19 protein-coding genes, 2 tRNA genes and 1 pseudogene are annotated in these 23,043 nt (G+C 59.1%); 5 read left to right on the top strand and 17 right to left on the bottom strand.

Annotated elements, in window-relative coordinates:
* Positions 1-142: 142 nt before the first annotated feature.
* Together dnaB and alr are read left to right on the top strand one after the other, a co-directional pair.
* The gene (gene dnaB, locus LWH94_RS00920; RefSeq protein WP_036218876.1) at positions 143-1,549 is read left to right on the top strand and encodes a replicative DNA helicase; all 1,407 of its coding nucleotides are present in this window, start codon (positions 143-145) and stop codon (positions 1,547-1,549) included.
* Positions 1,549-2,622, top strand: coding sequence for an alanine racemase (gene alr / locus LWH94_RS00915; RefSeq protein ID WP_232900840.1), 1,074 nt, complete (start codon positions 1,549-1,551; stop codon positions 2,620-2,622). Before dnaB ends, alr begins: the two co-directional genes overlap by 1 nt.
* Here alr and LWH94_RS00910 read toward each other — a convergent pair.
* Entirely contained in the window at positions 2,597-2,953 is a 357-nt protein-coding gene (locus tag LWH94_RS00910; protein WP_022987832.1) for a hypothetical protein, read from the bottom strand. The two genes, alr and LWH94_RS00910, sit on opposite strands and share 26 nt — an antisense overlap.
* A gap of 156 nt (positions 2,954-3,109) precedes the next feature.
* Between LWH94_RS00910 and LWH94_RS00905 the strand changes: the two genes are divergently transcribed.
* Positions 3,110-4,003 carry a sugar nucleotide-binding protein gene (locus tag LWH94_RS00905; RefSeq protein WP_232900838.1) on the top strand — a complete coding sequence of 298 codons (894 nt, stop codon included), beginning with the start codon at positions 3,110-3,112 and terminating at the stop codon, positions 4,001-4,003.
* 38 nt (positions 4,004-4,041) lie between these two features.
* Here LWH94_RS00905 and fnr read toward each other — a convergent pair whose 3' ends face one another.
* Positions 4,042-4,791 carry a fumarate/nitrate reduction transcriptional regulator Fnr gene (fnr, locus tag LWH94_RS00900; protein ID WP_232900837.1) on the bottom strand — a complete coding sequence of 250 codons (750 nt, stop codon included), beginning with the start codon at positions 4,789-4,791 and terminating at the stop codon, positions 4,042-4,044.
* 85 nt (positions 4,792-4,876) lie between these two features.
* Positions 4,877-5,800 (bottom strand): ribosome biogenesis GTPase YlqF, encoded by a 924-nt coding sequence (gene ylqF / locus LWH94_RS00895; RefSeq protein WP_232900835.1) that lies wholly within the window; start codon positions 5,798-5,800, stop codon positions 4,877-4,879.
* Positions 5,801-6,035: 235 nt separating this feature from the next.
* Between ylqF and LWH94_RS00890 the strand changes: the two genes are divergently transcribed.
* Complete coding sequence (locus tag LWH94_RS00890; protein WP_232900833.1) at positions 6,036-6,476, top strand: Spy/CpxP family protein refolding chaperone; 441 nt, start codon at positions 6,036-6,038, stop codon at positions 6,474-6,476.
* A 257-nt stretch (positions 6,477-6,733) separates the two neighbouring features.
* Positions 6,734-8,785, top strand: coding sequence for a BCCT family transporter (locus LWH94_RS00885; RefSeq protein WP_232900831.1), 2,052 nt, complete (start codon positions 6,734-6,736; stop codon positions 8,783-8,785).
* 51 nt (positions 8,786-8,836) lie between these two features.
* On the opposite strand, the gene LWH94_RS00880 is transcribed toward LWH94_RS00885, so the two are convergent.
* From LWH94_RS00880 to LWH94_RS00815, 14 genes and pseudogenes are all read right to left on the bottom strand, one after another.
* The gene (locus tag LWH94_RS00880) at positions 8,837-11,314 is read right to left on the bottom strand and encodes an efflux RND transporter permease subunit (protein ID WP_232900829.1); all 2,478 of its coding nucleotides are present in this window, start codon (positions 11,312-11,314) and stop codon (positions 8,837-8,839) included.
* A gap of 88 nt (positions 11,315-11,402) precedes the next feature.
* Positions 11,403-12,446, bottom strand: a complete 1,044-nt coding sequence (gene lipA / locus LWH94_RS00875) for a lipoyl synthase (RefSeq protein WP_199456223.1) — start codon at positions 12,444-12,446, stop codon at positions 11,403-11,405.
* A gap of 131 nt (positions 12,447-12,577) precedes the next feature.
* A pseudogene (locus tag LWH94_RS00870) lies at positions 12,578-13,847 on the bottom strand (O-acetylhomoserine aminocarboxypropyltransferase/cysteine synthase family protein).
* Positions 13,848-13,964: 117 nt separating this feature from the next.
* A complete protein-coding gene (locus LWH94_RS00865) occupies positions 13,965-15,176 on the bottom strand; it encodes a serine hydrolase domain-containing protein (protein WP_232900828.1) in 1,212 nt (403 codons plus the stop codon).
* Between the two features lie 25 nt (positions 15,177-15,201).
* Complete coding sequence (locus LWH94_RS00860; RefSeq protein WP_094624621.1) at positions 15,202-15,645, bottom strand: PACE efflux transporter; 444 nt, start codon at positions 15,643-15,645, stop codon at positions 15,202-15,204.
* A gap of 110 nt (positions 15,646-15,755) precedes the next feature.
* Positions 15,756-15,832: transfer RNA gene (locus LWH94_RS00855), tRNA-Met, on the bottom strand.
* A gap of 91 nt (positions 15,833-15,923) precedes the next feature.
* Positions 15,924-17,015 (bottom strand): redox-regulated ATPase YchF, encoded by a 1,092-nt coding sequence (ychF, locus tag LWH94_RS00850; protein WP_022987812.1) that lies wholly within the window; start codon positions 17,013-17,015, stop codon positions 15,924-15,926.
* An 84-nt stretch (positions 17,016-17,099) separates the two neighbouring features.
* A complete protein-coding gene (gene pth / locus LWH94_RS00845) occupies positions 17,100-17,690 on the bottom strand; it encodes an aminoacyl-tRNA hydrolase (RefSeq protein ID WP_232900827.1) in 591 nt (196 codons plus the stop codon).
* A 21-nt stretch (positions 17,691-17,711) separates the two neighbouring features.
* Positions 17,712-18,350, bottom strand: coding sequence for a 50S ribosomal protein L25/general stress protein Ctc (locus LWH94_RS00840; RefSeq protein WP_058340356.1), 639 nt, complete (start codon positions 18,348-18,350; stop codon positions 17,712-17,714).
* Between the two features lie 162 nt (positions 18,351-18,512).
* Complete coding sequence (locus LWH94_RS00835) at positions 18,513-19,463, bottom strand: ribose-phosphate diphosphokinase (RefSeq protein ID WP_058340355.1); 951 nt, start codon at positions 19,461-19,463, stop codon at positions 18,513-18,515.
* Between the two features lie 52 nt (positions 19,464-19,515).
* Positions 19,516-19,590, bottom strand: a tRNA-Gln gene (locus LWH94_RS00830).
* A gap of 22 nt (positions 19,591-19,612) precedes the next feature.
* Positions 19,613-20,473, bottom strand: a complete 861-nt coding sequence (ispE, locus tag LWH94_RS00825; protein ID WP_232900825.1) for a 4-(cytidine 5'-diphospho)-2-C-methyl-D-erythritol kinase — start codon at positions 20,471-20,473, stop codon at positions 19,613-19,615.
* 4 nt (positions 20,474-20,477) lie between these two features.
* Complete coding sequence (lolB, locus tag LWH94_RS00820) at positions 20,478-21,104, bottom strand: lipoprotein insertase outer membrane protein LolB (protein ID WP_232900824.1); 627 nt, start codon at positions 21,102-21,104, stop codon at positions 20,478-20,480.
* Positions 21,101-22,846 (bottom strand): tetratricopeptide repeat protein, encoded by a 1,746-nt coding sequence (locus tag LWH94_RS00815; protein WP_232900823.1) that lies wholly within the window; start codon positions 22,844-22,846, stop codon positions 21,101-21,103. The genes lolB and LWH94_RS00815 overlap by 4 nt, the downstream gene beginning before the upstream one ends.
* Between the last annotated feature and the right edge of the window lie 197 nt (positions 22,847-23,043).

Raw genomic sequence — 23,043 nt, 5'->3', positions numbered from 1 at the left:
TAGCCGCTACAGGTAGCTTCAAAGGAGCTGAAACCCCGGGTTTCAGTTTCCCCAGACGGGCCCGAACCGGAGACGGTTTCGGGCCCGTTGCTTTCTGGTATTCTTGTACTCCCGTATTCCCATTTCAATGTTGTCGGTATTTATGGCCAATCCCACTCTGAAACCTGCGTCGATGGATCCCGAAACCAGCCGGATCAAGGTTCCCCCTCATTCGGTAGAGGCAGAACAGGCTGTTCTCGGTGGTTTGATGCTGGATAACCGCCGTTTTGACGAAATCTCCGAAGTTATTTCTGCCTCCGACTTTTACCGGCAGGATCATCGGCTGATCTTCGGTGCGGTGGAACGGCTGGCCAGCGAAAGCGAGCCGCTGGATGTGGTTACCCTGGCCGAGTTCCTGGAGCGGGCCGGCGACATTGAAGATGCCGGCGGCTTGTCGTACCTGGCCGAGCTGGCCGAGAAAACCCCGGGCGCGGCGAATATTCGCGCCTACGCTGACATTGTCCGCGAGCGTTCGATCCTGCGAAAGCTGGTGGAAGTTTCCGGCCAGATTTCCGACTCGGCCTTTAACCCGCAGGGTCGCAAAAGCAGCGAGATTCTGGACGAAGCCGAGCGCAGCGTGTTCCAGATTGCAGAATCCCGCAGCAAGGAGGGCTCTGGCCCCAAGGCCATCAACCCGATCCTGGCCACCACCCTGAGTCGTATTGAAGAGCTGTTCGAATCCGGTGAGCAGACCACCGGCCTGACCACCGGTTTCCGGGACCTGGATGACCAGACCTCCGGTATGCAGCCGGCAGACCTGATTATCGTGGCGGGGCGGCCCTCGATGGGTAAGACCACCTTCGCCATGAACATTGTTGAAAACGCGCTGATCAGCACCGGCACCCCCATCCTGGTGTTCAGTATGGAAATGCCCGCCGATGCACTGGCCATGCGTATGCTTTCTTCACTGGGCCGGATCGACCAGACCAAGGTACGGAGCGGCAAGCTGGAAGAAGACGACTGGCCGCGGTTGACCTCGGCGGTCAGCCTGCTGAAAGACAAGCCCCTGTACATAGACGACACCCCGGGCCTGAGCCCCACGGAAATGCGTTCCCGTGCGCGCCGTATTGCCCGAGAGAATGGCGGCAAGATCGGCCTGATCATGGTCGACTACCTGCAGCTGATGCGGGTGCCCGGTAACACCGAGGGCCGTACCGCCGAGATCTCGGAAATTTCCCGTTCCCTGAAAGGCATTGCCAAGGAACTGAGCTGCCCGGTGGTTGCCCTGTCGCAGCTGAACCGGAGCCTGGAGCAGCGGCCCAACAAGCGCCCGGTGAACTCGGACTTGCGGGAATCCGGTGCGATCGAGCAGGACGCCGACGTCATCATGTTTGTATACCGGGACGAGGTGTACAACGAAGACACCCAGGATAAAGGTATTGCCGAGATCATCATCGGTAAGCAGCGGAACGGCCCCATCGGCACCATTCGCCTGGCGTTTATCGGCAAGTACACCAAGTTTGAGGACCTCGCCCACGGGGATTACGGTGACTACGGTGGTGATTACTGATGCCACGCCCCACCGTTGCCCGTATCGACCTTGAGGCGATCAGGTTCAACTATCGACTGGCTCAGCAGAAGGCTGGCAACGCCCGGGCCATGGCTGTGGTCAAGGCCGACGGTTATGGCCATGGCATCCAGGCGGTGGCCGGTGCCCTGGACGGGCTGGCCGGGAAATACGCCGTAGCTTGCCTTGAAGAAGCGGAAGCCGTCCGTGAGGCGGGCCTGCAGCAACCTGTGGTGTTGTTGCAGGGCGTGCACGAAGCGAGAGACCTGGCCAGTTGTGCAGCCATGGACTTCGAGCCGGTGTTGCACTGCCGGCAGCAGCTGGACTGGCTGTCTGAAGCCTCGGTGCCGAGCTTCTGGCTGAAGGTAAATACCGGTATGAACCGGCTGGGTTTCCGGCCCCGGGAGTTACCGGAGGTAGTGGCCGGCCTGGAGTCCATGGGCGCCCGAACCCGGTTACAGGGCTTTGTCACCCACTTTTCCTGTGCGGATGACCTGGCCAGTGATTTCACCGGCCAGCAAACCCGCAGCTTTGAAGCGGCGGTCGCGCCCTGGCCGGATCTGATGCGCAGTGTCGGTAACTCGGCGGCCCATTTCCGGCCCAACCAACCCCTCTACGAATGGAGCCGGCCTGGCATCATGCTGTACGGCGCCTCGCCAATGATTGGTAAAACCGGGTTGGATCTCGGGCTGAAGCCGGCCATGACCCTGGAAGCACCGTTGATAACTACCCGCACCGTGCGTGCCGGTGAAGCCATTGGCTATGGGTGCACCTTTACCGCAGACCGGGACACCCGCATGGGCATGGTGGCGATCGGTTACGGCGACGGCTACCCGCGCCATGCGGGCACGGGAACGCCGGCGGCCATCAATGGCCAGCGCATACGGCTGCTGGGCCGGGTTTCCATGGATATGCTGGCGGTGGACCTGGGCAATGCGCCTCAGGCCCGTGAAGGGGACAGGGTGGAGCTTTGGGGCCCGACCGTCAGCGTGGATGAGGTGGCGGAATGTGCCGGCACCATCGGCTATGAGTTACTGACCGGGGTTTCTGCTAGGGTGCCTCGGGTTCATGAATGATCTCCTCGATGAAATCGAGAATCGCCGCCAGGCTACGGTCATCCAGTTTTTTCAGAACCTTGTGAATCACCATCTTGCTGCCCTTGAGCATGCTGCTGATGCCCATCCTGGCCATGCCCATCATCATGCTGCCGGCTTTCAGGCGGCGCAGCGGTTCGATGAAGAAGAAATCCAGCCCGGCTTCGGTCAGCTCGTTGATCAGGTCGTACAGCTGTTCAATAGCCTGCTTGTCGGCCTTGCCGCGGCTTTTCAGCTCGCTTACTGTGTACAGCGCGCGGGTACGGAGTTCATCGGGAATCGGGGCAACAATATGGCTCTGTTGTTTCAGCATAGGGCTTCCTGTTGTTGTATGCTCGCAAGTGAGACTTCAATTAACACCGGCGTTTCAGGTTGCAGGCATAGTGCAGCAACCCTCCGCTCCGGCCATTGGCCTGAGTGGTTCCCGACAGGCGTCATATCAGTGATATTCCGGAGGCGTTGATTCCGCGTGCATGTACTTGTTGTTCACGACTACGGCCCACTGGGGAAAGTGCTCCTGGAGCGCTTGCGCAAAACCCATCTGCGGGTGAGCCCTTTGCTGGTCAGCGACCCGGCCAACGCCGACCTGAAAGCCCTGGAAAGCTGGATTCCGGAAGATGCAGACCTGCTTGTGAATGCGCTCTGGCTGGCTGACCCGGAGAAGGCCGAAGCCAACCGGGAAGCGGCCCATGAGGTGGCCTTTTCGCTGCCCCTGTGCCTGGCCGAGCACGCCCGGGACCGAGGCATGGCTCTGCTGCAGTTGTCTTCCTGCTACGTGTTTGACGGCCGCAAACAGGGTGCTTACATAGCGTCTAACCCGGGCCAGCCAATCAACGAGCTGGGCCGCTGGCAGTGGGAGTGTGAACAGGCGCTGCGTACACTGCTGCCCCGGCACATCCTGCTGCGTACCGGTTGGAGCCTGGGCCGCTTTATCCGCAAGCTGTACGAAAGCACGGGGCGCGCAGACACCTTGTCGCTGCCCGGCCGCTGCCAGGGCCAGCCGGTGGCAGTCCAGGACCTTGCCCGGGTGATAAGCGCGATTGTGCTGCAACTGGATTGCGGTGCCGAAGTCTGGGGCACCTATCAGTATGCCGGTTCCGAAGAGATCAACCTGTATGAGCTGGGGCTGGCGATCGCCGGTATGCCCGGTATTCCGGAAGACATTCGCGTGGTGGACGAACTGCCAGAGTGGGGACACCTGGAGCCGGTAAACACCACCATGGTGTGCAGCAAGATCAAGAACACGTTCGGTATCAAGCAGCTGCCCTGGCGCACATGGCTAAATGAAGAGGTTGCCATGATCAAGGGTACGGGTAGTATCGACGAAAAAGCTGAAGAGAAGACCGAGCCGACGGACCTGTAATCCGCCGGCCAGTGATATTCAGAAAGGAGTCAGGTTGGTTACTGACAGCCCTGGCGGGCGAAGTCACGGGTAACCAGCTGCAGGGCTTCTACATCCAGCAGTTCTACTTCACGGCCACGGGCACGGATAATGCCCTGGTTCTGGAAGCGGGTGAACACCCGGCTAACGGTTTCTACTGCCAAGCCCAGGAAGTTGGCAATGTCGTTCCGTGCCATGGGCAGGCTGAAGTTGGTCGGCGACATGCGACGGCGACGGAAGCGGCTGGACAGTGACAGCAGCAGGGCGGCAATGCGCTCTTCTGCGGTGTTCTTGCTCAGCAACATGGCCAACTGGTGGCTGTTCTGGATTTCCTGGCTCAGCAAGTGGTACATATGATGCTGAAGCTCGGGCAGTTTGCCGGTGAGCTCTTCCAGCTTTTCGATCGGGAACTCGCACACACTGGTGCGTTCCAGGGCCTTGGCCGTGCAGGCGTAGGTGTCGCTGCTCATGCTGTCGAGCCCGACCAGTTCGCCGGGCATAAAGAAGCCGGTCACCTGCTCGTCACCGCCTTCGGTAATGATCGAGGTCTTCACTGACCCGCTCTTCACCGCAAAGCAGGACCGCATCGGGGTGCTCTGGTCAAAGATGTGCTCGCCCCGGTTGTAGATTTTGCCCTGCTGGACAATATCTTCAAGCCGCTCGAGATCGTTCGCTTCAACGGCAAGGGGAAGGCAGAGGTTGCTCAGGCTACACTGCTGGCATGAGGCTTTGAGCGGAGACACTTGGTGGAGATGAATTGCCTGGGCCATAGTTGATAAACCATCCGGGTTGATCCAAATCAAGCATAGCAGAATGGTAGCCTGATATGTAAGTGTTGAACAGCGAACGATCGATTCAGCGTTTCTTTCGTTTCCGCTGTTCGGCTTTGATGGCTTTTTCCTTCGCTTCCTGCTCTTCCTTGATACGCGCTTCTGCCAGTTCCTGTTCAACCATGTCCGGTGTTTCCAGGGAAATCTGCCCCAGTGTGCCGGCCCGGAATTCGTTCAGCAACACCTCGGAAACCTTGTGCAGGTCCGGTACGCCGCCGCGGCCCAGGAAGCGCCGCTTTTCCGCAATCGCGTCCATCAGCGCCAGCCCGTCCCGTGGCTTCTGGCCGAGGCCGTAGCGGGCCATGACCAGCTCCGGGTAGGCCTGCACCAGGTAGTCGGCTTCGAACATCGCAACATCTTCAAAATCCAGTACCGCGCTGCGGATGGCGCCGGTGACGGCCAGCCGGTAGCCGCACTGCTCCGGTGACAGCTTGGGCCAGAGAAAGCCCGGGGTGTCGTACAACAGCACGTTATCCGGCAGCTTGATGGCCTGCTGGGCCCGGGTAACCGCGGGCTCGTTACCGGTCTTGGCGGCAGGGCGACCGGCCAGGGTGTTGATCAGCGTAGACTTGCCCACGTTGGGGATGCCCAGAATCATTACCCGCAGGGCGCTTTTTTCCCGGTTGTGGGTAGGGGTCATTTCCTCGGCCAGCTTGAGGATGCCCAGGGCTTCCTGGCGCTGGTTGTGGGTGAGGGTGATGGCCCGCACTCCGCGTTCTTTTTCAATCCAGGCCAGCCATTGTTCGGTGATCGCCGGGTCTGCCAAGTCTCGCTTGTTCAAAACCTTAATCAGCGGCGTGTCGCCACGCAGCGACGGCACCAGCGGGTTCTCGCTGCTGAACGGGATTCTGGCGTCTACCACCTCGATGATCAGGCCCATCTGGGGCATGACCTGTTTGATCTCCTTGCGAGCCTTATGCATATGCCCGGGAAACCAGTTAATCGCCATCGGTGTTGCTCCGCCTGTTGCTGAAAGGCGCCATTATGCAGGGGAATGACTAAACTTTCACATTTATCGGAAGCCCCGTGATGTCTGGGCTGGCAACGGTTTTTCTGTGTGCTGTGTACAGAATGACGGGATATCGGGATGAAATCCGGTGTGTGATTGTTTTAGGGTGTGGGGTCTCAAACGTTAAGCCAATAAACGGCGGCTTTGACAGTGGCCGTCTGCGATGGAGAAAATTATGCAGCAAGTTGTGAAATTTATCGGTTCCGCACTGATTGCCCTGGGCCTGTCGGCCACCGCATTCGCCCAGCAGCCCGGCCAGCCGGACCAGGTTGCCCAGCTTGCAGAAATGGTGGGGCTGTCTGACGACCAGCAGAGCGAAATCCGCGGCATTATTGATGACATGCAGGGCGAGATCGGCGAGCTGCGCCAGAGTGCCCAGAACCTGCAACAGAAGCTGCAGGGTGAAATCAAGCCGGACTACAACGAATCCGCTATCCGCGACAACGCCGAAGAGCTGGGTGATGTAACCGGTGAAATTGCCGCGCTTTCCGCACTGATGCAAGCGAAAGTGGATGCCGTTTTCACTGAGGAACAGCGCGCAGAGCTGGACCGCCAGATGCAGGAAATGCAGCGTCAGATGCAGCAACAGCGCCAGATGATGCAGCCGGGCCAGTAAGTTCGCCCGTCGTAATACCGCCCGCGCCTGCCGATGCTGCAGGTGTGGGTTGTTTTCTCTCCGGTTACCCCCTTTGCCACTCCGCCTTTTCCCCGTAATTCCTTCTGCACAAAAGCCTTGACCGGTCTATAAGTTTATTTCACGGTTAGAAGTATTCTGTGTCATCCAAATAATGCATTTGATCCTATACTTTTCGTAATGCTCGAAAGGGCTCGCAAGAAGCCCTGTAAAACTCACTCATAACATGGATGGACTCTATGGCTTCAGATACGAAAGCTATCCGTTCCACTATCCTCGTACCGGTCTTTATTCCGGCCGTTGTTGTTGCGCTGTTGCTGGTGATCGGAACCATCAGCAATCCCGAGCTGGCAGGGGAAGCGTTCAGCGCGACCCTGGCCTGGATTACCGATACCTTCGGCTGGTTCTACATGCTGTCGGTTGCCATCTTCCTGGTCTTTATTGTCTCTGTGGGTGCATCCAAGTGGGGCAATATCAAACTGGGGCCGGACCACGCGGAAGCCCAGTACTCCTTCCCGGAATGGTTTGCCATGCTGTTCTCGGCCGGCTACGGTATCGCGCTGCTGTTCTTTGGCGTGGCCGAGCCTGTGCTGCATTACGCCACGCCGCCTGCCGGCGCTGCTGAAACCGTCGATGCGGCCAAGCAGGCCATGCAGATTGCTTTCTTCCACTGGGGCTTTCATATCTGGGCTATCTACGGCCTGGTAGGCCTGGTGCTGGCGTACTTTGCCTTCCGCCATGGTCTGCCGCTGTCTATCCGCTCCGCGCTCTACCCGCTGATTGGCGAGAAGATCTACGGCCCCATCGGCCATGCAGTGGATATCTTCGCCATTCTGGGCACCATGTTCGGTATTGCCACTACGCTGGGGCTGTCGGTTACCCAGATCAACGCAGGCATCAACTATCTCTGGCCGGAAGTTCCCATCAGTACCACGGTGCAGATTATTGCCATTGCGGTGATTACCGCGGCGGCGACCGTGTCGGTGGTGGCAGGTATGGATAAGGGTGTAAAGCGTCTGTCCATTCTTAATATGGTGCTGGCGGTATCCCTGATGCTGTTTGTGTTTGTGGTCGGGCCCACCATCCACATCCTGGAAACCTTCCTGCAGAACACCGGCAGCTACCTGAGCGGTATTGTCGAGCGTACCTTCAACCTGCAGGCCTACACCCGCAGTGACTGGATCGGTAACTGGACGCTGTTCATCTTCGGCTGGACCATTGCCTGGGCGCCGTTTGTGGGCATGTTTATCGCCAAGATCAGCCGCGGCCGTACCATCCGCCAGTTTGTGTTCGGCGTCATGCTCGTACCATCGGTGTTCACCTTCCTGTGGTTCTCGATATTCGGCGACACCGCCCTGAACCTGATCATGAATGAAGGCCTGAATACCCTGATCACGGACGTGCAGGATGACCACGCGGTTGCCCTGTTCAAACTGTTCGACGTGCTGCCCTGGTCGTTCTTTATTTCTCTTCTGACGGTGCTGCTGATCATCACCTTCTTTGTCACCTCGTCTGACTCCGGCTCGCTGGTGATTGACTCCCTGGCTTCCGGTGGCGTGATCAATACCCCGGCATGGCAGCGGGTGTTCTGGGCCGTGCTGGAAGGTGCGGTTGCAGCGGTGCTGCTGCTGGCAGGCGGGCTGAGTGCCTTGCAGACCATGACCATTGCCAGCGCCTTGCCATTTGCCATCATCATGCTGATTGCCGCCGTTGGTATGTGGCGGGCCCTGGTGATTGAAGGGCACCGTGAAACCAGCCTGCAGGCGCACATGATGAGCAGCCGGCACATGACCGGCTCCCAATGGAAGCATCGCCTGGCGGCGATTGTGGAATTCCCGGGCAAGCACGAAGTGGAAATGTTCATCAAGAACACTGCCATGAATGCCATGCGGGAAGTGGAGCAGGAACTGAAGGCCAAAGGCTGGGATGCAACCGCCGAGTTCGATGCCGAGAACCTGCGTTCACACCTGCAGGTGCACCGTGAGCACCATGTCGACTTCATCTACGATGTGCGGCTGACCGAGCACCCGATGCCGGGCTTTGTCTACGGCGAGCTCAAGCGTGACCCGGACGAGCCTGAAGCCTATTACCGGGCAGAAGTCTATCTGCGCCGGGGCGGTCGTTCCTACGACGTGTTCGGCTACGATGAGCATGACATCATCAAGGACATTCTTGACCAGTTCGAGAACTACCTGCACTTCCTCAATATCTCGCCGGGCAAGCTGCCGTGGGATATGAATGAGCATGATGACATGATCAACACCGACGACTCGGAGCCAGGCAAGGCCTGATCCGGTAACTACAAAAAACCCCGCCCGAGCCATGCTCCGGCGGGGTTTTTATTATGGGGCAGGGAAAGGCTTGATCAGGACAATCAGCCGGGGCAGCAGGGTCAGGGCGCCGAGCAGGGCCATGAACATGGCGAAGCCGGTGAACAGGCCGAAGTAGATCGTGGGAATAAAGTTCGACAGCACCAGGATCGAGAACCCGGAGATGATGGTCAGCGAGGTAAAGAACATGGCCTGGCCGATGCTGCGATGGCAGCGGTGCATGGTGGCCAGGTAGTCACCGTCTTTGGCGAACTCGGTTTTGAACCGGTGGATGTAATGAATGGTGTCATCCACGGCGATGCCAACGGTAATGGCGGCTACGGTAATGGTCATCATATCCAGCGGAATGCCGAGCCAGCCCATCAGGCCCAGCACCGAGCCGGCGGCAATCAGGTTGGGTGCCATGCCGATCAGGGCCAGCTTTACCGAGCGGAACAACAGCAGGAACATGGCCAGGATGGCGCCAAACACGACCCCGATGGTTTTGATCTGCGAATCGAACAGGCTTTGCAGCATGTTGTTGTACATCACCGTCATGCCTGAAAGCAGGATACGGTCTTTGTCGTAACCCAGTTCGGTGGTCAGGTGGCTGCGGATTCTGTCCAGCAGCTCCTGCCGGCGCAGTTCCGGCAGGGTTTCCAGTATGCGGATGCTGAACCGGGCCTGGTCGTGCTCTTCGGAAATATAGGGGGTGAGCAGGATGTCCTGTAAGTCCTCTGGCACGGCAGCCGGTACAAAGGCCAGCTGCAGGGCATCCAACGGTTCACCGCCGTTTACCTGTGCCAGCAGGTCCAGCGTTGTGCTGATCGACAGCACCTTGCCGGTTTCCGGCAGGCTGTGCAGGTAGTCGTGTACGGCGCCCAGATCCCGCATTTTCTGGTAGGTGTACCAGGTGTCCCGGTATTCCTCGTCGCCGCAATCGTCCAGGAACGGATCGCAGTCGCTGGCAAAGGGGTCGTCGCCCGGGTTCTCGGGTGCCGGTTCATCGGTAATCACCACATCCAGCGGGGTCGTGCCGCCCAGCCGGTCGTCGATGGTGATCATGCCCTGGTGAATCTCGGTAGAGGATTTGAAGTAATCGATAAAGCTGTTTTCCACCGTCAGCCGGTTCAGGCCGATCACACACAGCGCAGCGATGATTGCCGAGCCGACCAGGACGGTGCCGCCGAAATGTTCGGTAAAACGGGCAAAGGCGTCGGTGAAGGGCACCTTGTTTGACGTTACGCGGTTATCCAGCGGTGGTGGCAGCAGGCTAAGCAGGGCGGGGAAGACCAGGAAGGTGATCAGGAACGCCACGGTAAGGCCCAGGGTCATCATCCAGCCGAAGTCGATTACCGGGCGGATGCCGCTGAAGGTGAGTGAGCCGAAGGCCACGATGGTGGTCACCGCCATGTAAAAACAGGGTTTGATCATGGCCATGATGGTGCGGCGCAGGACATCCCGGGGCGCGGCACCTGGTTCGTCGTGCTGGAATTCCCGGTAGCGCACAATCAGGTGGATGGTGAGCGACAGGGTCATGATCAGCAGCAGGGAAATAAAGTTGGAGGAAATCACGGTCACCGGCCACTGGGCCCAACCCAGAAAGCCGATCATCAGCCACACGGTGAAGCCACAGCACAACAGTGGCACCAGTACCCATCGCCACTGGCGGAAAATAATCGCCAGGGTCAGTAACAGGAAGGCCAGTACGCCCAGGCCAAAGGTGGACAGGTCGCTTTCGATAAAGCGGATCATGTCGGCGACAATCATCGGTACGCCACCCAGGTGGATGCTGGCGTGCTCCCGGTAGTTGTCCAGAATGCTGCGCACCTGCCCAATGGTGGCATCCCGCTCGGCACCCAGCTGTTCGGTGTAGTCGATGAACTGCCGGCTGACCTGTTCCAGTTGCTGCTGGTCTTCGGCACTGGCATTGCCGCTGCTGGCCTTGTCTCGCAGTTCGTTGCGGCGGTTCAGCAGTTCAAAATAGCGCTCCGGTGTCGGCAGGTTCACCTGGATCGCCGTGGTACCGGCGTCTTCGCTGAGCAGCAGGTTCGGGTACATGGGGTTGTCGAGCAGGGCCTGGCGGGCGGTTTGGGGCGCCACATCGTGGTCGTCCAGGGTTTTGATTTCACTGTCGACGGTATCGAGGGTCAGGTCCGGGCTGTGCAGCAGGGGTACGTTAAGAATGCTGTTGGTAGAGCCGACCGCCTCCAGGGCCTGGAGTTCGTCTCTCAGTGCTGCCAGCCGTTGCAGGCCGGTTTCACTGAACAGGTCTTCCCGGGGGGAATAGGTCACCACCAGGAAGTCGTCAGAGGTAGTGAATATCCGGTTTACCTGCCGGTACTCTTCCAGGGAACGGTCGTTTTCCAGGACCAGGGATTCGGCGGAGGCATCCAGCCGGAACTGATCAAAGCGCAAGGCTGCCAGGGCCAGGATGGCACCGAACAGGATCAGCACAATCCAGGGGTGGGGGAGGATAAAACGGTCGTACAGGGCGCCGAGGCGATTCATGGCTTACTACTCTGCTGAAAAAACGAGTGCAGAGTGTGCCACAAACCCGGGCCGACTGTGACCTCCGGCCCGGGAATCTGTGAACGGATCAGTCGACGGCTTTCACCGGGATCTGCATGGCGTTGGAGGCGGGCACTTCCGGCACGGCCAGCCCCAGGTTGTTCTTGTCGAACACCCGGTCAGCGCGATAGCTGGAGCGCACCATGGGGCCGGAGGGCACTTCCATAAAGCCCTTTTCCAGGCCGATTTCACGGTAGCGGTTGAACTCTTCCGGAGTCACATAGCGTTCCACCGGCAGGTGGTTCGGGGTGGGGCGCAGGTACTGGCCGATGGTGAGGATGTCTACGCCGATGGCGCGCAGGTCATCCATGGTTTCCAGGATTTCTTCTTCGGTTTCACCCAGACCGACCATCAGGCTGGTCTTGGTGAGCACGTCTGGCCGGTGTTTCTTGGCGTGGGCCAGGACGCTCAGGGTTTTCTCGTATCCGGCGCGGGGGTCGCGCACACGGCTGGTCAGGCGTTTGACGGTTTCCACGTTCTGGGCGAATACATCCAGGCCGGAATCCACGACTTTTTCCACATCGCTCATCACCGCATCAAAGTCCGGAGTCAGGGCTTCAACGGCCACTTCCGGGGTGCGCTGTTTGATGGCAGATACGCAGGCGGCGTAGTGAGCCGCGCCGCCGTCGTCCAGGTCATCCCGGTCGACCGAGGTCAGCACGATGTAACGCAGCCCCATCAGCTCAACAGACTTGGCGGTGTTCTCCGGCTCTTCCGGGTCCAGCCAGCCTTTCGGGTTGCCGGTATCCACTGCGCAGAATTTGCAGGCGCGGGTGCACACAGAACCCATCACCATGATGGTGGCCGTGCCGTTGGTCCAGCATTCACCGATGTTGGGACAGTGGGATTCCTGGCACACGGTGCTCAGGCGATGTTCCGAGACATTGCGGCGCACGGCGTCATAGCGCTCGCCACCGGGCATACGCGCCCGCAGCCATTTCGGCTTGCGCTCCAGGGGCTTGTCTTCCGTGTTTGAAGAGGAACGTTTTACGCCGTCCTTGATGGCGGAAAAGCCGTGTTCGTTACGGAATTTGGAACCACTGGTAATGCGGGACTTTGCGCTGTCGCTCATGGGGCCGGAAACTCTCGGGTCAACGTATGGAGAACCTTAAAGAGTAATCCTGCGGCAGGGCAGTTACAAGGCGGGTAGGGGGAATCACGGGGTAACCGGGCACGACATTGGTCGTACCCGGTTGATCAATATCAGGCCTGGGATTTGTCCAGGGCCTGGGTGATGTCGGCGATGATGTCGTCGGCGTCTTCAATACCGATAGACAGCCGCACCAGGTCTTCGCTCACACCGGCACTCTTCAGCTCGTCTGCGTTGAGCTGGCGGTGGGTAGTGGTGGCCGGGTGGCAAGCCAGGGACTTGGCATCGCCGATGTTCACCAGGCGCAGGATCAGATCCAGGGCGTCGATGAACTTCGCGCCGGCCTCGCGGCCACCCTTGATGCCGAAGCTCAGAATGCCGGAGGCCTTGCCGCCACAGATCTTGTCGCAGGTGGCTTTGTAGGGGCTGTTGGCCAGGCCGGCGTAGTTCACCCACTCAACAGCCGGGTGATCCTGCAGGAACTGGGCAACCTTCTGGGCGTTGTCGCAATGACGCTCCATGCGCAGAGCCAGGGTTTCCAGCCCCTGCATGATCAGGAACGAGTTGAACGGCGACAGGGCTGAGCCGGTGTTACGCAGCGGCACTACGCGGCAGCGGCCGATGAAGGCAGCTTCGCCCAGGGCTTCGGTGTAAACCACGCCGTGGTAGGACGGGTCCGGCTGGTTCATCATCGGGAACTTGTCGGCGCTGGCTTTCCAGTCGAACTTGCCGGAATCCACTACGATACCCGCCACTGTGGTGCCGTGGCCGCCAATGTACTTGGTCAGGGAGTGGATCACGATGTCCGCGCCGTGTTCGAACGGACGGCACAGGAAGGGCGTCGCTACGGTGTTATCGACAATCAGCGGAATGCCGTGCTTGTGGGCAATTTCGGCCCACTTCTGGATATCCACCACGTTGCCGGCCGGGTTGCCGATAGATTCGCAGAACAGGGCGCGGGTCTGGTCGTCGATGGCGTTCTCGACTGCCTCGAAATCATCGTGGCGCACCATCTTGCACTCGATGCCCTGGTTCGTGGGCAAACAGGTTGTAGGTGCCGCCGTAGAGCTGGCCGGTGCTGACAATGTTGTTGCCGACCTTGCAGATGGTTTGCAGGGCATAGGTGATGGCGGCCATGCCCGAAGCCACCGCCAGGGCGCCAACGCCGCCTTCCAGCGCAGTCATTCGCTCTTCCAGCACATTGTTGGTCGGGTTCATGATGCGGGTGTAAATGTTGCCCTGAACTTTCAGATCAAACAGATCGGCACCGTGCTGGGTGTCATCAAAGGTGTAGGACGTGGTCTGGTAAATAGGAGTGGTAGCGGCCTTGGTGGTCGGGTCGCTCTTGAAGCCGGCGTGCAGCGCGAGAGTTGCTGGTTTCATCACAACATTCCTTGCGGGTGGATTGTTCATTATTGGTTTGAGAAACCGAGTATGCCACAGGCTATTGCGGTTCGGCACGGTACCAGCAGTTATAGCCTTATAAAGCAGATGGCGGTATCAGTTCAGGGCTCCGTACACCAGTGCCCGGAGGTCCTGGCGGATGGGGTAGGAGGAAGATGGCATCAGCTGGGTCATGAAAATCACCACCATGTCTTCCACAGGATCCACAAAGAAGCTGGTGCTGGCCAGTCCGCCCCAGCCGAATTCGCCTTCCGAGCCGATGGTGGCAGAACTGGCAACATCGGTTTTCACCGAAAAGCCCAGCCCGAAGCCGCTGCCGGCATAGGGTGTTTCGCTGAAGCCGCCAATAGAGAGCCCCGGCAGGTCCTTGCCGCCGGGCAGGTGGTTCAGGCGCATGAATTCCAGGCTTTTGCGCCCGATGATGCGCTGGCCCTGATACGCTCCACCCTGGCAGAGGGCCTGGGCGAACCTGAAATAGTCATCAATGGTGGACACCAGTCCACCTCCGCCAGACAGGAACTTTGGCTCCTTCAGGTAGCGGGAGCGCTCCGGGTCGTCCTGCAGCTTCATGGTGTCGCCGGGTTGGTACAGGTAGCAGGCAGCGAAACGTTCCTGCTGGTCCTGCCGGACCTGAAAGCCGGTGTCGGCCATGCCCAGTGGTTCGAAAATGTGCTCACGGAAATACGCATCCAGTGGCTTGCCGGATAACAGCTCAACCAGGTAACCCAGTACATCGGTGGATACGGAATAGTTCCACGCGGTGCCCGGTGAGAACTCCAGTGGCAGTTCTGCAAGGCGATCCACGAGCTTGTCCAGGGTCAGGATGGAGCTGCCATCCAGTTTCAGCTGGCGATAGGCGGCATCGACTTCTGTTCGCTCGGTGAAACCGTAGGTCAGCCCGGAGGTGTGGGTCATCAGGTCCCGGATGGTCATGGTGGTGGTTGCCGGTTCAGTTTCGAAATCCGGGTAGCGGCCACCCTTGTACACCTGAAGGTTTCGCCAGGATGGGATGTACTTGTGTACCGGGTCGTTCAGCAGAAATTTGCCTTGCTCATACAGCTGCATCATGGCGATGGAGGTGATGGGCTTGGTCATGGAGTAGATGCGGAACACTGTATCCCGTTCCATGGGCAGGTTGCGTTCGACATCTCTCAGGCCCTGGGCTTCACACCAGAGAACCTTGCCATGCCGGGCCACCAGCGTGACCGCCCCCGGAATCTTGCCGGGTTGAATATAGTTCTGGTCAAAGTGGCGGGTAATACGCTTCAGGCGATCCAGGGAAACGCCGGAGGTGATTGATTCCTGCATGGCAGCGGGCAGCCTTTTGTTCGGTTTAACGGATCTGGTTGGTAGATGCCGGGCCGGCATCGTTATCGGGAAACACGGTATCGTAGCACCAGGTAAACACAAAGGCGTAAACCAGGTAAAACACCACAAAGGCGATATCTACGATCAGCGCATCCAGCAGGCCGATGTCGAGCCACCAGGCGATCACTGGCAGGAATGCCAGCATTAGCCCGAACTCGAAACTGATGGCATGCAGGAATCGCAGCTTGAGGGTTTTCCGGGTAGTGCCGGTGAACCGCTTCAGGCCGTGATCAAACATCAGGTTGAAGATATAGTTCCACAGGGTGGCCATGGTGGCGCCGATGGCGGCAAGTACACCGGTTTCCCCAAGATCCAGGCCAAAGACAAAGGCGGCCAGGGGAGTTGATATGAGCAGGCCGATCACTTCAAAGGAAATGGCCTGGCGGATTCGGTCTTTTGTGGTTCGCATGGTGTTGGGAGTAGCGTAGGCGGGTCGTCCCGCGTTCTGTTCCCGGGCAGGGTGGGGTCGTCCCCAGAACTGAAAAAGCCCGGCTCTTTCGAACCGGGCTTTCAGAATACTGGTAGCAAGGGGCGGAGTCGAACCGCCGACCCCAGCATTATGAGTGCTGTGCTCTAACCAACTGAGCTACCTTGCCATTTCGCTTCAGGGCATGCCCCAAACGAGGCGCGTATTTTCGGTATTTGAGCTCGGGGTGTCAAGGCCTTGAGCCCAAAATTCCGGAAAAATTACACGTTAAAGCGGAAGTGGATAACGTCGCCGTCTTTGACGATGTATTCCTTGCCTTCCAGGCGCCACTTGCCGGCATCCTTGGCGCCGGCTTCGCCGTTGTACTGTACGAAATCGTCATAGCCGATAACTTCGGCGCGGATGAAGCCCCGCTCGAAATCGGTGTGGATAACTGCGGCGGCCTGGGGAGCGGTGGCGCCGATTTTTACGGTCCAGGCGCGGACTTCCTTAACCCCGGCGGTGAAGTAGGTCTGCAGGCCCAGCAGGCCGTAGCCGGCGCGGATGACGCGATCCAGGCCCGGCTCTTCCATGCCCATTTCATCCAGGAACATGGATTTCTCTTCGTCTTCCAGTTCCGAGATTTCTGCTTCCAGTTTGTTGCAGATAGGCACGACCACCGCATTTTCGGACTCGGCGATTTTGCGCACAGTGTCCAGGTGCGGGTTGTTCTCGAAGCCGTCTTCGTTCACGTTGGCGATGTACATAGTGGGCTTGACGGTAAGCAGGCACAGTTCACGGATCAGTGCCATCTGGTCTTTGTCCAGGCCCATGCCGCGAACGGGTTTGCCTTCGTTCAGCACCGGCAACAGCTTTTCAAACATCTCCAGCTGGGCCTTGGCTTCCTTGTCGCCGCTTTTGGCCACGCGCTGTACTCGCTTGATCGCTTTCTCGACGGTGTCCAGGTCAGCCAGTGCCAGTTCGGTGTTGATCACTTCGATGTCCGAGGCCGGGTCTACCTTGTTGGCTACGTGAATCACGTTGCCGTCTTCAAAGCAGCGCACCACGTGGGCGATGGCGTCGGTCTGGCGGATGTTGGCCAGGAACTGGTTACCCAGGCCTTCACCCTTGGATGCACCGGCAACCAGGCCGGCGATGTCCACGAATTCCATGGTGGTGGGAACCACGCGCTCAGGCTTTACAATTTCCGCCAGCTTGGTCAGGCGGGGGTCCGGCATGGCCACCACGCCGGCGTTCGGCTCGATGGTGCAGAAGGGGAAGTTTTCCGCGCCGATGCCGGCTTTGGTCAGTGCGTTGAACAGGGTGGATTTGCCGACGTTGGGAAGGCCGACGATGCCGCAGTTAAATCCCATGGAATGCCTCTGCTGGAACTGAAAAATTTGGGCGGATTATACCGGTGTATCGGTAAGGGTGCGAGTAAGGGGTTGTGCCCCTGCTCAGGGAGCCGGTTTGAAGCTGTGCAGGCGGTTCATGGCCGCGGCCAGTTTTCCGCTGGCAGCATCGGGCAGTACCCGCATCACTTCGTCGAAGACGGCATTGAGCTGCTCGGTTTCTTGCTTGCCCAGGCGGCCCAGTACGTAACCGGTTACCTTGCGGCTGTCGCCGGGGTGGCCGATGCCAAGGCGTAAACGCTGGAAGTCGTTGGTGCTCAGGTGGGCAATGGTGTCCCGAAGACCGTTGTGGCCGCCGTGACCGCCGCCTTTCTTGAGCTTGGCCGTGCCGGGAGGCAGGTCGAGTTCATCGTGGGCGACAAGAATCTGTTCGGGGGGAATCTTGAAAAAGTCCGCCAGGGCTTTGATTGCGGTGCCGCTGCGGTTCATAAAGGTGCTGGGGTTCAGCAAGTGCAGGTCTAGGCCCTGCCACTGAATGCGGGCATACAGCCCGTGGTACTTCTTTTCGGGGCGCAGCGTCTGGCCCGCATCGCGGGCCAGCGCTTCGACGAACAGGGCGCCGGCGTTGTGGCGGGTATTCTCGTAGTCGGCACCGGGGTTCCCCAGTCCAACCACCATGACAATATCCTGTGCCATTCGCCTTTGCCCCCGGAGTGATTACTCCTCGCCGCCTTCCTCGCCTTCGGCTTCCTCGGCGTCGTCCGCCTTGGCACCCTTCGGCTTGTGGATAGAGGCAACCGGCTGGTCGTGGTCTTCGCCCTGCAGCAGGGCAGCAACCTGAACGCCCTTCGGCAGTTTCAGATCGCTCAGGTGAACAACCTGATCCATCTCTACTTCGTTCAGGTCTACTTCGATGAACTCGGGCAGGTTCTGCGGCAGACAGATAACTTCAACTTCAGTCATGGTGTGGGAAACAACACCACCCTGCAGTTTCACGGCCGGAGCAACATCTTCGTTGATGAAGTGCAGCGGTACGTTAACGTGGATCTCATGATCCTTGTCAACGCGCAGGAAGTCAGCGTGGGTCAGCAGCAGCTTGTACGGGTGACGCTGCAGATCCTTCAGGATCACGCTTTCTTTCTTGCCCTGAATGTCGATAGTCAGGATGTGAGAGAAGAAGGCTTCGTTTTCGAGGGCCTTTTTCAGCTCGTTGTGCCAGATGGCTACCGGAGTTGCGTCTTTGCCGCCACCGTAGATGATGGCCGGGATTTTACGCTCTTCGCGACGCAGGCGGCGGCTCGCACCTCTCCCCTGATCGTCACGAGGAAATGCTTCAATTACGAATTCCTGGGACATGGTATGTACCTCGTTATTCATCTGAACGGCCCGCGACCAGGCTTGGAACAGATGAGTTCTCTGAAAGGCCAGTTATCTGGCCTACTAAAAGAGTCGGGAGCCCAGCTGGACTCCCGACCCGAAAACTGCCTTTAAGTCTGAGTGTTACGGCGTTTTGCCGGCTCAGACGTTCTCGAACATGGCACTGATGGACTCTTCGTTGCTCACACGACGAATGGATTCGGCGAGCAGCCCAGCCATGCTGAGGGGGCGGATTCTATCACAATTTTTTGCTTTGTCACCCAACGGGATGGTGTCACAGACCACCAGTTCGTCCAGCTCCGAGTTGCTAATGTTCTCGATAGCCGGGCCGGAAAGTACCGGGTGGGTAATGTAGGCAACCACGCGGGAAGCGCCGTGCTCTTTCAGGGCATTGGCGGCTTTGCACAGGGTGCCGGCAGTATCGACAATGTCGTCTACCAGGATGCAGGTCTTGTCTCGTACATCACCGATGATGTGCATCACCTGTGATACGTTGGCCTTGGGGCGACGCTTGTCGATGATGGCCAGGTCGGCATCATCCAGACGCTTGGCTACGGCGCGGGCGCGGACAACGCCGCCGACGTCCGGAGAGACAACCACAAAGTTTTCGAAACGCTGCTTCTCGATGTCTTCGAGCAGAACCGGCGTGGCATAGATATTGTCTACCGGGATGTCGAAGAAGCCCTGAATCTGGTCTGCGTGCAGGTCTACAGTCAGTACACGATCCACGCCGATGCTGGAAATCATGTCGGCTACTACCTTGGCGCTGATGGCAACACGGGTAGAGCGAACGCGACGGTCCTGACGGGCGTATCCGTAATAGGGGATAACGGCGGTGATCCGTGTGGCGGAAGCGCGGCGCAGGGCGTCGGCCATCACGATCAGTTCCATCAGGTTGTCGTTGGTCGGGTAGCAGGTGGGCTGGATGATAAAGACATCGTGGCCGCGCACATTTTCGTTGATCTCAACGGTGGTTTCACCATCGCTGAAACGACCAACAGTGGCCTGACCCATGGGAATATGAAGTTTCTTGGCAATATCCTGGGCAAGTTCAGGATTGGCGTTGCCGGCGAAGATCATCAATTTGGACACGACAGTATCCTTCTCAGTATCGGCGTTTGATTCAGAAGAAGCGGGAGAAAGGTGGCTGGGGTGGCAGGATTCGAACCTGCGCATGACGGGATCAAAACCCGTTGCCTTACCACTTGGCGACACCCCAATATCATCGTGCTTTCTTGGCATCATTTCAGCTCTGTTAGCTTTTGGTGTAGAGGCGAAATGTTCACCCCTTTAGCTACGAACCCCGTGATGCCGGAGGGTTTGCTTTCCCAGATAATCCGGGCTGCGGATTCTGTAGGGAAACGTCCAAAAATGCAAGCCCCGGTTCCGGTTAATCTTGCAGGTCCGAATTGTGAAAGCCATTCCAGGCTCTGGTTAACCTCCGGATACAGTTTGCGAACTACATCCTCACAGTCGTTTCGGTACCTCGAGGCGTCTCCCTCAAAAGCGGGGCGTATTTTGATTTTTGGTGTGTCCCTTGTCAACCCTTGTTCTGAAAAAATCTTTCCGGTGTTTATTTCGCACTCAGGTTTCAGGACAACAAACCAGTCTTCCGGCGGGTTTACGGGGGTCAGTTTTTCGCCGACACCCTCGCCAAAGGCGGCGTGGCCGCGCACAAATACCGGTACGTCGGCGCCCAGGCCAAGGCCGATTTCTGCCAGCTGGTCTTCATCCAGGTGCAGCTGCCACAGGTGGTTCATGGCCAGCAGGGTGGTTGCTGCATTGGAACTGCCGCCACCCAGGCCGCCGCCCATGGGCAGGCGTTTGTGCAGGTGAATGGTTACGCCGGGCAGGGGGGCTTCGCTGAGTTCTGCCAGTGCCAGGGCAGCCCGCACCACCAGGTTGTCGCTGTCGGGCACGCCGGGAATCGGGTCAGCCAGGCGTACACCGGGTTCATCCGGGGTCAGGGTAAAGCTGAGCTGGTCCCCGTAGTCGAGAAACTGGAACAGGGTCTGCAGCTCGTGATAGCCGTCAGGCCGGCGGCCGACAATGTGCAGGAACAGGTTGAGCTTGGCGGGCGAGGGCAGGGTCAGGTCGGCCACAGGTTTAGTCCTCCCGGCGCCAGTCGGCAATCACCACGCGAACCCGCTTGTCTTCTTTCAGGGCGGTGATACGGGCCGGTAACGAGGGCAGGTCTTCGATAAAACCGTGCCAGCGGTCGTAGCGTATTTCCCAGCCATCCTGCCTGATGATGGCCAGTTGGTTTTGTTCGTCGAACAGCAGGCGGAAGTCGCCATCCGGTGATGGCAGCCCGCGAATCCACCAGCTCAGGCTGTCGATGGGCAGCTGCCAGCCGGTCGCGGCATTCACCAGGGTTTCCGGGTCGGAAGACTGGTAAACATCGCCATTGGCCAGGGTGAGCTCGATAAAGCCCGGAACGCCCTGAAGCCGGGTAGTGCCCATGCCCAGAAACGATGACGACAGGGACAGATCGTATTGCTCGCCATTCTGGAACCAGCGATTGATCACGGCGGTGCCGCTGTCGGAGGGCTGCTTGACGGCAAGCTTGCCGGACAGGTGCCAGTGGTCAAAGCGGCCCAGGTTCCGGCTGCGTTCTGTCCAGTCTGCCGGTGGCTGGTCTGTCATGCCTTCCGGCAGCGGTTCCAGCGCAATGGTGGTGCAGCCGCTGAAGGTCAGTACGGCAAGGAGTATCAGGGGTAGCCTGGCCGTCATTGGTTGCCCCCGTTCCGGGTGAGGCGCTCAATGGTTTCGTTCAGGATTTCATGGTTCGGGTCTTCGTCCAGGGCTTCGTCCCAAACCACGCGGGCCTGCTCTTCGTTGCCGGTTACCCAAAGCACTTCGCCATAGTGAGCGGCTACTTCAGGGTCCGGGTAGATGGCCCACGCCCGGGACAGGTATTCCAGTGCGCCTTGGTTGTCTCCCTGGCGGAACAGGATCCAGCCCATGCTGTCGAGAATGGCCGGGTTTTCAGGGTCCAGGCCCAGGGCTTTCTCGATGTGCGCGCGCGCTTCGTCCAGCTGATCGGTACGCACGGTCAGGATATAGCCCAGGGCATTCAGGGCGACGGCGTTCTCCGGCTGGGCTTCAATGATGGCGCGCAGGTCGGTGATGGCCGGGTCTGTATCGCCCATGGAGTCTTGAAGCATGGCGCGGGCATAGCGGATTTCGATGTTTTCCGGATAGCTCTCCAGGGCCAGGTTGGCCGCCTCCAGGGCCTGCTGTTCCCGTTCCTGGTCCAGCAGGAGATTGACTTCCAGCAACCAGAAGCGTTCGGCCTGGTCCGGGTTGGTGTCCCGGAGTTGCCGGATGTTCGCCAGGGCGTTGTCCAGCTCGCCCAGTTCGGCCTGCAACTGGCTGGCGCGGGCCAGGGCCGGGAAGAAATAATTGCCCTGTTCCACGCTCTGGTAATAGCCGATGGCCTGAATGGTGTTTTCGGCCTGCTCTTCTACCTGGCCCAGGTAGTAATTGGCTTCGTCAGTGTGGTGGCCTTGTTCGGTCAGGCGGGTGAGCTCTTCCCTGGCCAGGTCCGGTTGCTGGTTTTCAAGGGCCACCAGGGCGTGGGACAGCCGCAGCCCCGGGGTGTCCGGATAGCGTTTTACCAGGCGGGCGAATTCGTCCTGGGCGGCCTGCAGCTCGCCTTCGTTGATCAGCATGCGGCCGTACAGGGTGCCCATCTGCCGGTTGGCAGGGAAGCGCCGGGTGGCGGCGGTCATGTGATTCAGGGCGTCGCGGTTCTGCCCGGTCTGATACAGCAAGTCACCTTTCAAAATGATGGCTGGCTGGAAGTCGGGTTCCCGGTTGAGCAGGGTGTTCAACTGTTCCAGTGCGGTCTCCGGCTCGCCGGTGATTTTCCGGAGCAGGGCAATGCTGTATTCCAGTTCGGGGGTTTCCGGGTGCCGTTCGGCCAGGTTCTGGTACAGCTCCAGCAGTTCCTGTTGCTGGGCCGGTGGCAGTCGGGCGGCCATGGCGGCCAGGCTGTCGAAGTCGGCATCTTCACCCTGATCCATAATCTGCTCCATATGGAACAGGGCGGTTTCCAGGTTCTGGCGCTTTACTGCCTGAATGGCCGCTACCCGGTGTGCCTGCAGGTTGTCCGGATCAATATCCAGCCAGAGCGTGGCCAGCTGCTGCTGGGCGTTGTCGGCGTTGAGGGTCTGGGCAATCCGCATGGCCCGGTCGATCACTCCGGGGTCTTCCGAGGTCTTGGCCGCTTGCAGGTAATTCACCAGGGTTACGTCATAGCGGCCACGCTGTGCGGCTATTTCTGCGGTAAGCAGCTGGTACAGCACTTCCGGTTCAAAGTCGGCGTACCGGATTTCTTCCGTTTCAGCCTGCTCGGCCTGAACCGGAGGTGCCGGTTCTTCGGCGGTTCCGGAAAAACTGGCGCAGCCCGGCAGGACAGCTACGGTAAAACCCAGCAGGCAGGTAACCAGGTACGGTGCGGATTTGTGCATGCAATTTCCTGTGTGTTTCAGGCGATTTTTCAGGAAAGACCATCTTTTCGCCCCGTTAATTGAGGCAAATCGGATTGCGGTCGTGGCCGAAACCCTATAATGGCATAAGCGTCTTATCTTGCCCAACCTGTCCGCAGTTCCCGAAGCACCGGTGTTTTCGGGTGGCAGGCGGGGCCTTGCGCCGGTAGAATGCTGTT

This window comes from Marinobacter sp. G11 (assembly GCF_021282325.1).
GTDB lineage: Bacteria > Pseudomonadota > Gammaproteobacteria > Pseudomonadales > Oleiphilaceae > Marinobacter > Marinobacter vinifirmus.
This window is presented reverse-complemented; position numbering and strand designations above follow the sequence as displayed.

What these genes read in the sequence shown, in the direction of transcription:
- LWH94_RS00860 (WP_094624621.1), bottom strand. Translation starts at nt 15,645, where the DNA reads ATGCGAACCACAAAAGACCGAATCCGCCAGGCCATTTCCTTTGAAGTG.
- LWH94_RS00865 (WP_232900828.1), bottom strand. Translation starts at nt 15,176, where the DNA reads ATGCAGGAATCAATCACCTCCGGCGTTTCCCTGGATCGCCTGAAGCGT.
- LWH94_RS00840 (WP_058340356.1), bottom strand. Translation starts at nt 18,350, where the DNA reads ATGTCCCAGGAATTCGTAATTGAAGCATTTCCTCGTGACGATCAGGGG.
- ylqF (WP_232900835.1), bottom strand. Translation starts at nt 5,800, where the DNA reads ATGGCGATTAACTGGTTTCCCGGGCATATGCATAAGGCTCGCAAGGAG.
- pth (WP_232900827.1), bottom strand. Translation starts at nt 17,690, where the DNA reads ATGGCACAGGATATTGTCATGGTGGTTGGACTGGGGAACCCCGGTGCC.
- dnaB (WP_036218876.1), top strand. Translation starts at nt 143, where the DNA reads ATGGCCAATCCCACTCTGAAACCTGCGTCGATGGATCCCGAAACCAGC.
- LWH94_RS00880 (WP_232900829.1), bottom strand. Translation starts at nt 11,314, where the DNA reads ATGAATCGCCTCGGCGCCCTGTACGACCGTTTTATCCTCCCCCACCCC.
- LWH94_RS00910 (WP_022987832.1), bottom strand. Translation starts at nt 2,953, where the DNA reads ATGCTGAAACAACAGAGCCATATTGTTGCCCCGATTCCCGATGAACTC.
- lipA (WP_199456223.1), bottom strand. Translation starts at nt 12,446, where the DNA reads ATGAGCGACAGCGCAAAGTCCCGCATTACCAGTGGTTCCAAATTCCGT.
- LWH94_RS00890 (WP_232900833.1), top strand. Translation starts at nt 6,036, where the DNA reads ATGCAGCAAGTTGTGAAATTTATCGGTTCCGCACTGATTGCCCTGGGC.
- LWH94_RS00885 (WP_232900831.1), top strand. Translation starts at nt 6,734, where the DNA reads ATGGCTTCAGATACGAAAGCTATCCGTTCCACTATCCTCGTACCGGTC.
- ychF (WP_022987812.1), bottom strand. Translation starts at nt 17,015, where the DNA reads ATGGGATTTAACTGCGGCATCGTCGGCCTTCCCAACGTCGGCAAATCC.
- fnr (WP_232900837.1), bottom strand. Translation starts at nt 4,791, where the DNA reads ATGGCCCAGGCAATTCATCTCCACCAAGTGTCTCCGCTCAAAGCCTCA.
- alr (WP_232900840.1), top strand. Translation starts at nt 1,549, where the DNA reads ATGCCACGCCCCACCGTTGCCCGTATCGACCTTGAGGCGATCAGGTTC.
- LWH94_RS00815 (WP_232900823.1), bottom strand. Translation starts at nt 22,846, where the DNA reads ATGCACAAATCCGCACCGTACCTGGTTACCTGCCTGCTGGGTTTTACC.
- lolB (WP_232900824.1), bottom strand. Translation starts at nt 21,104, where the DNA reads ATGACGGCCAGGCTACCCCTGATACTCCTTGCCGTACTGACCTTCAGC.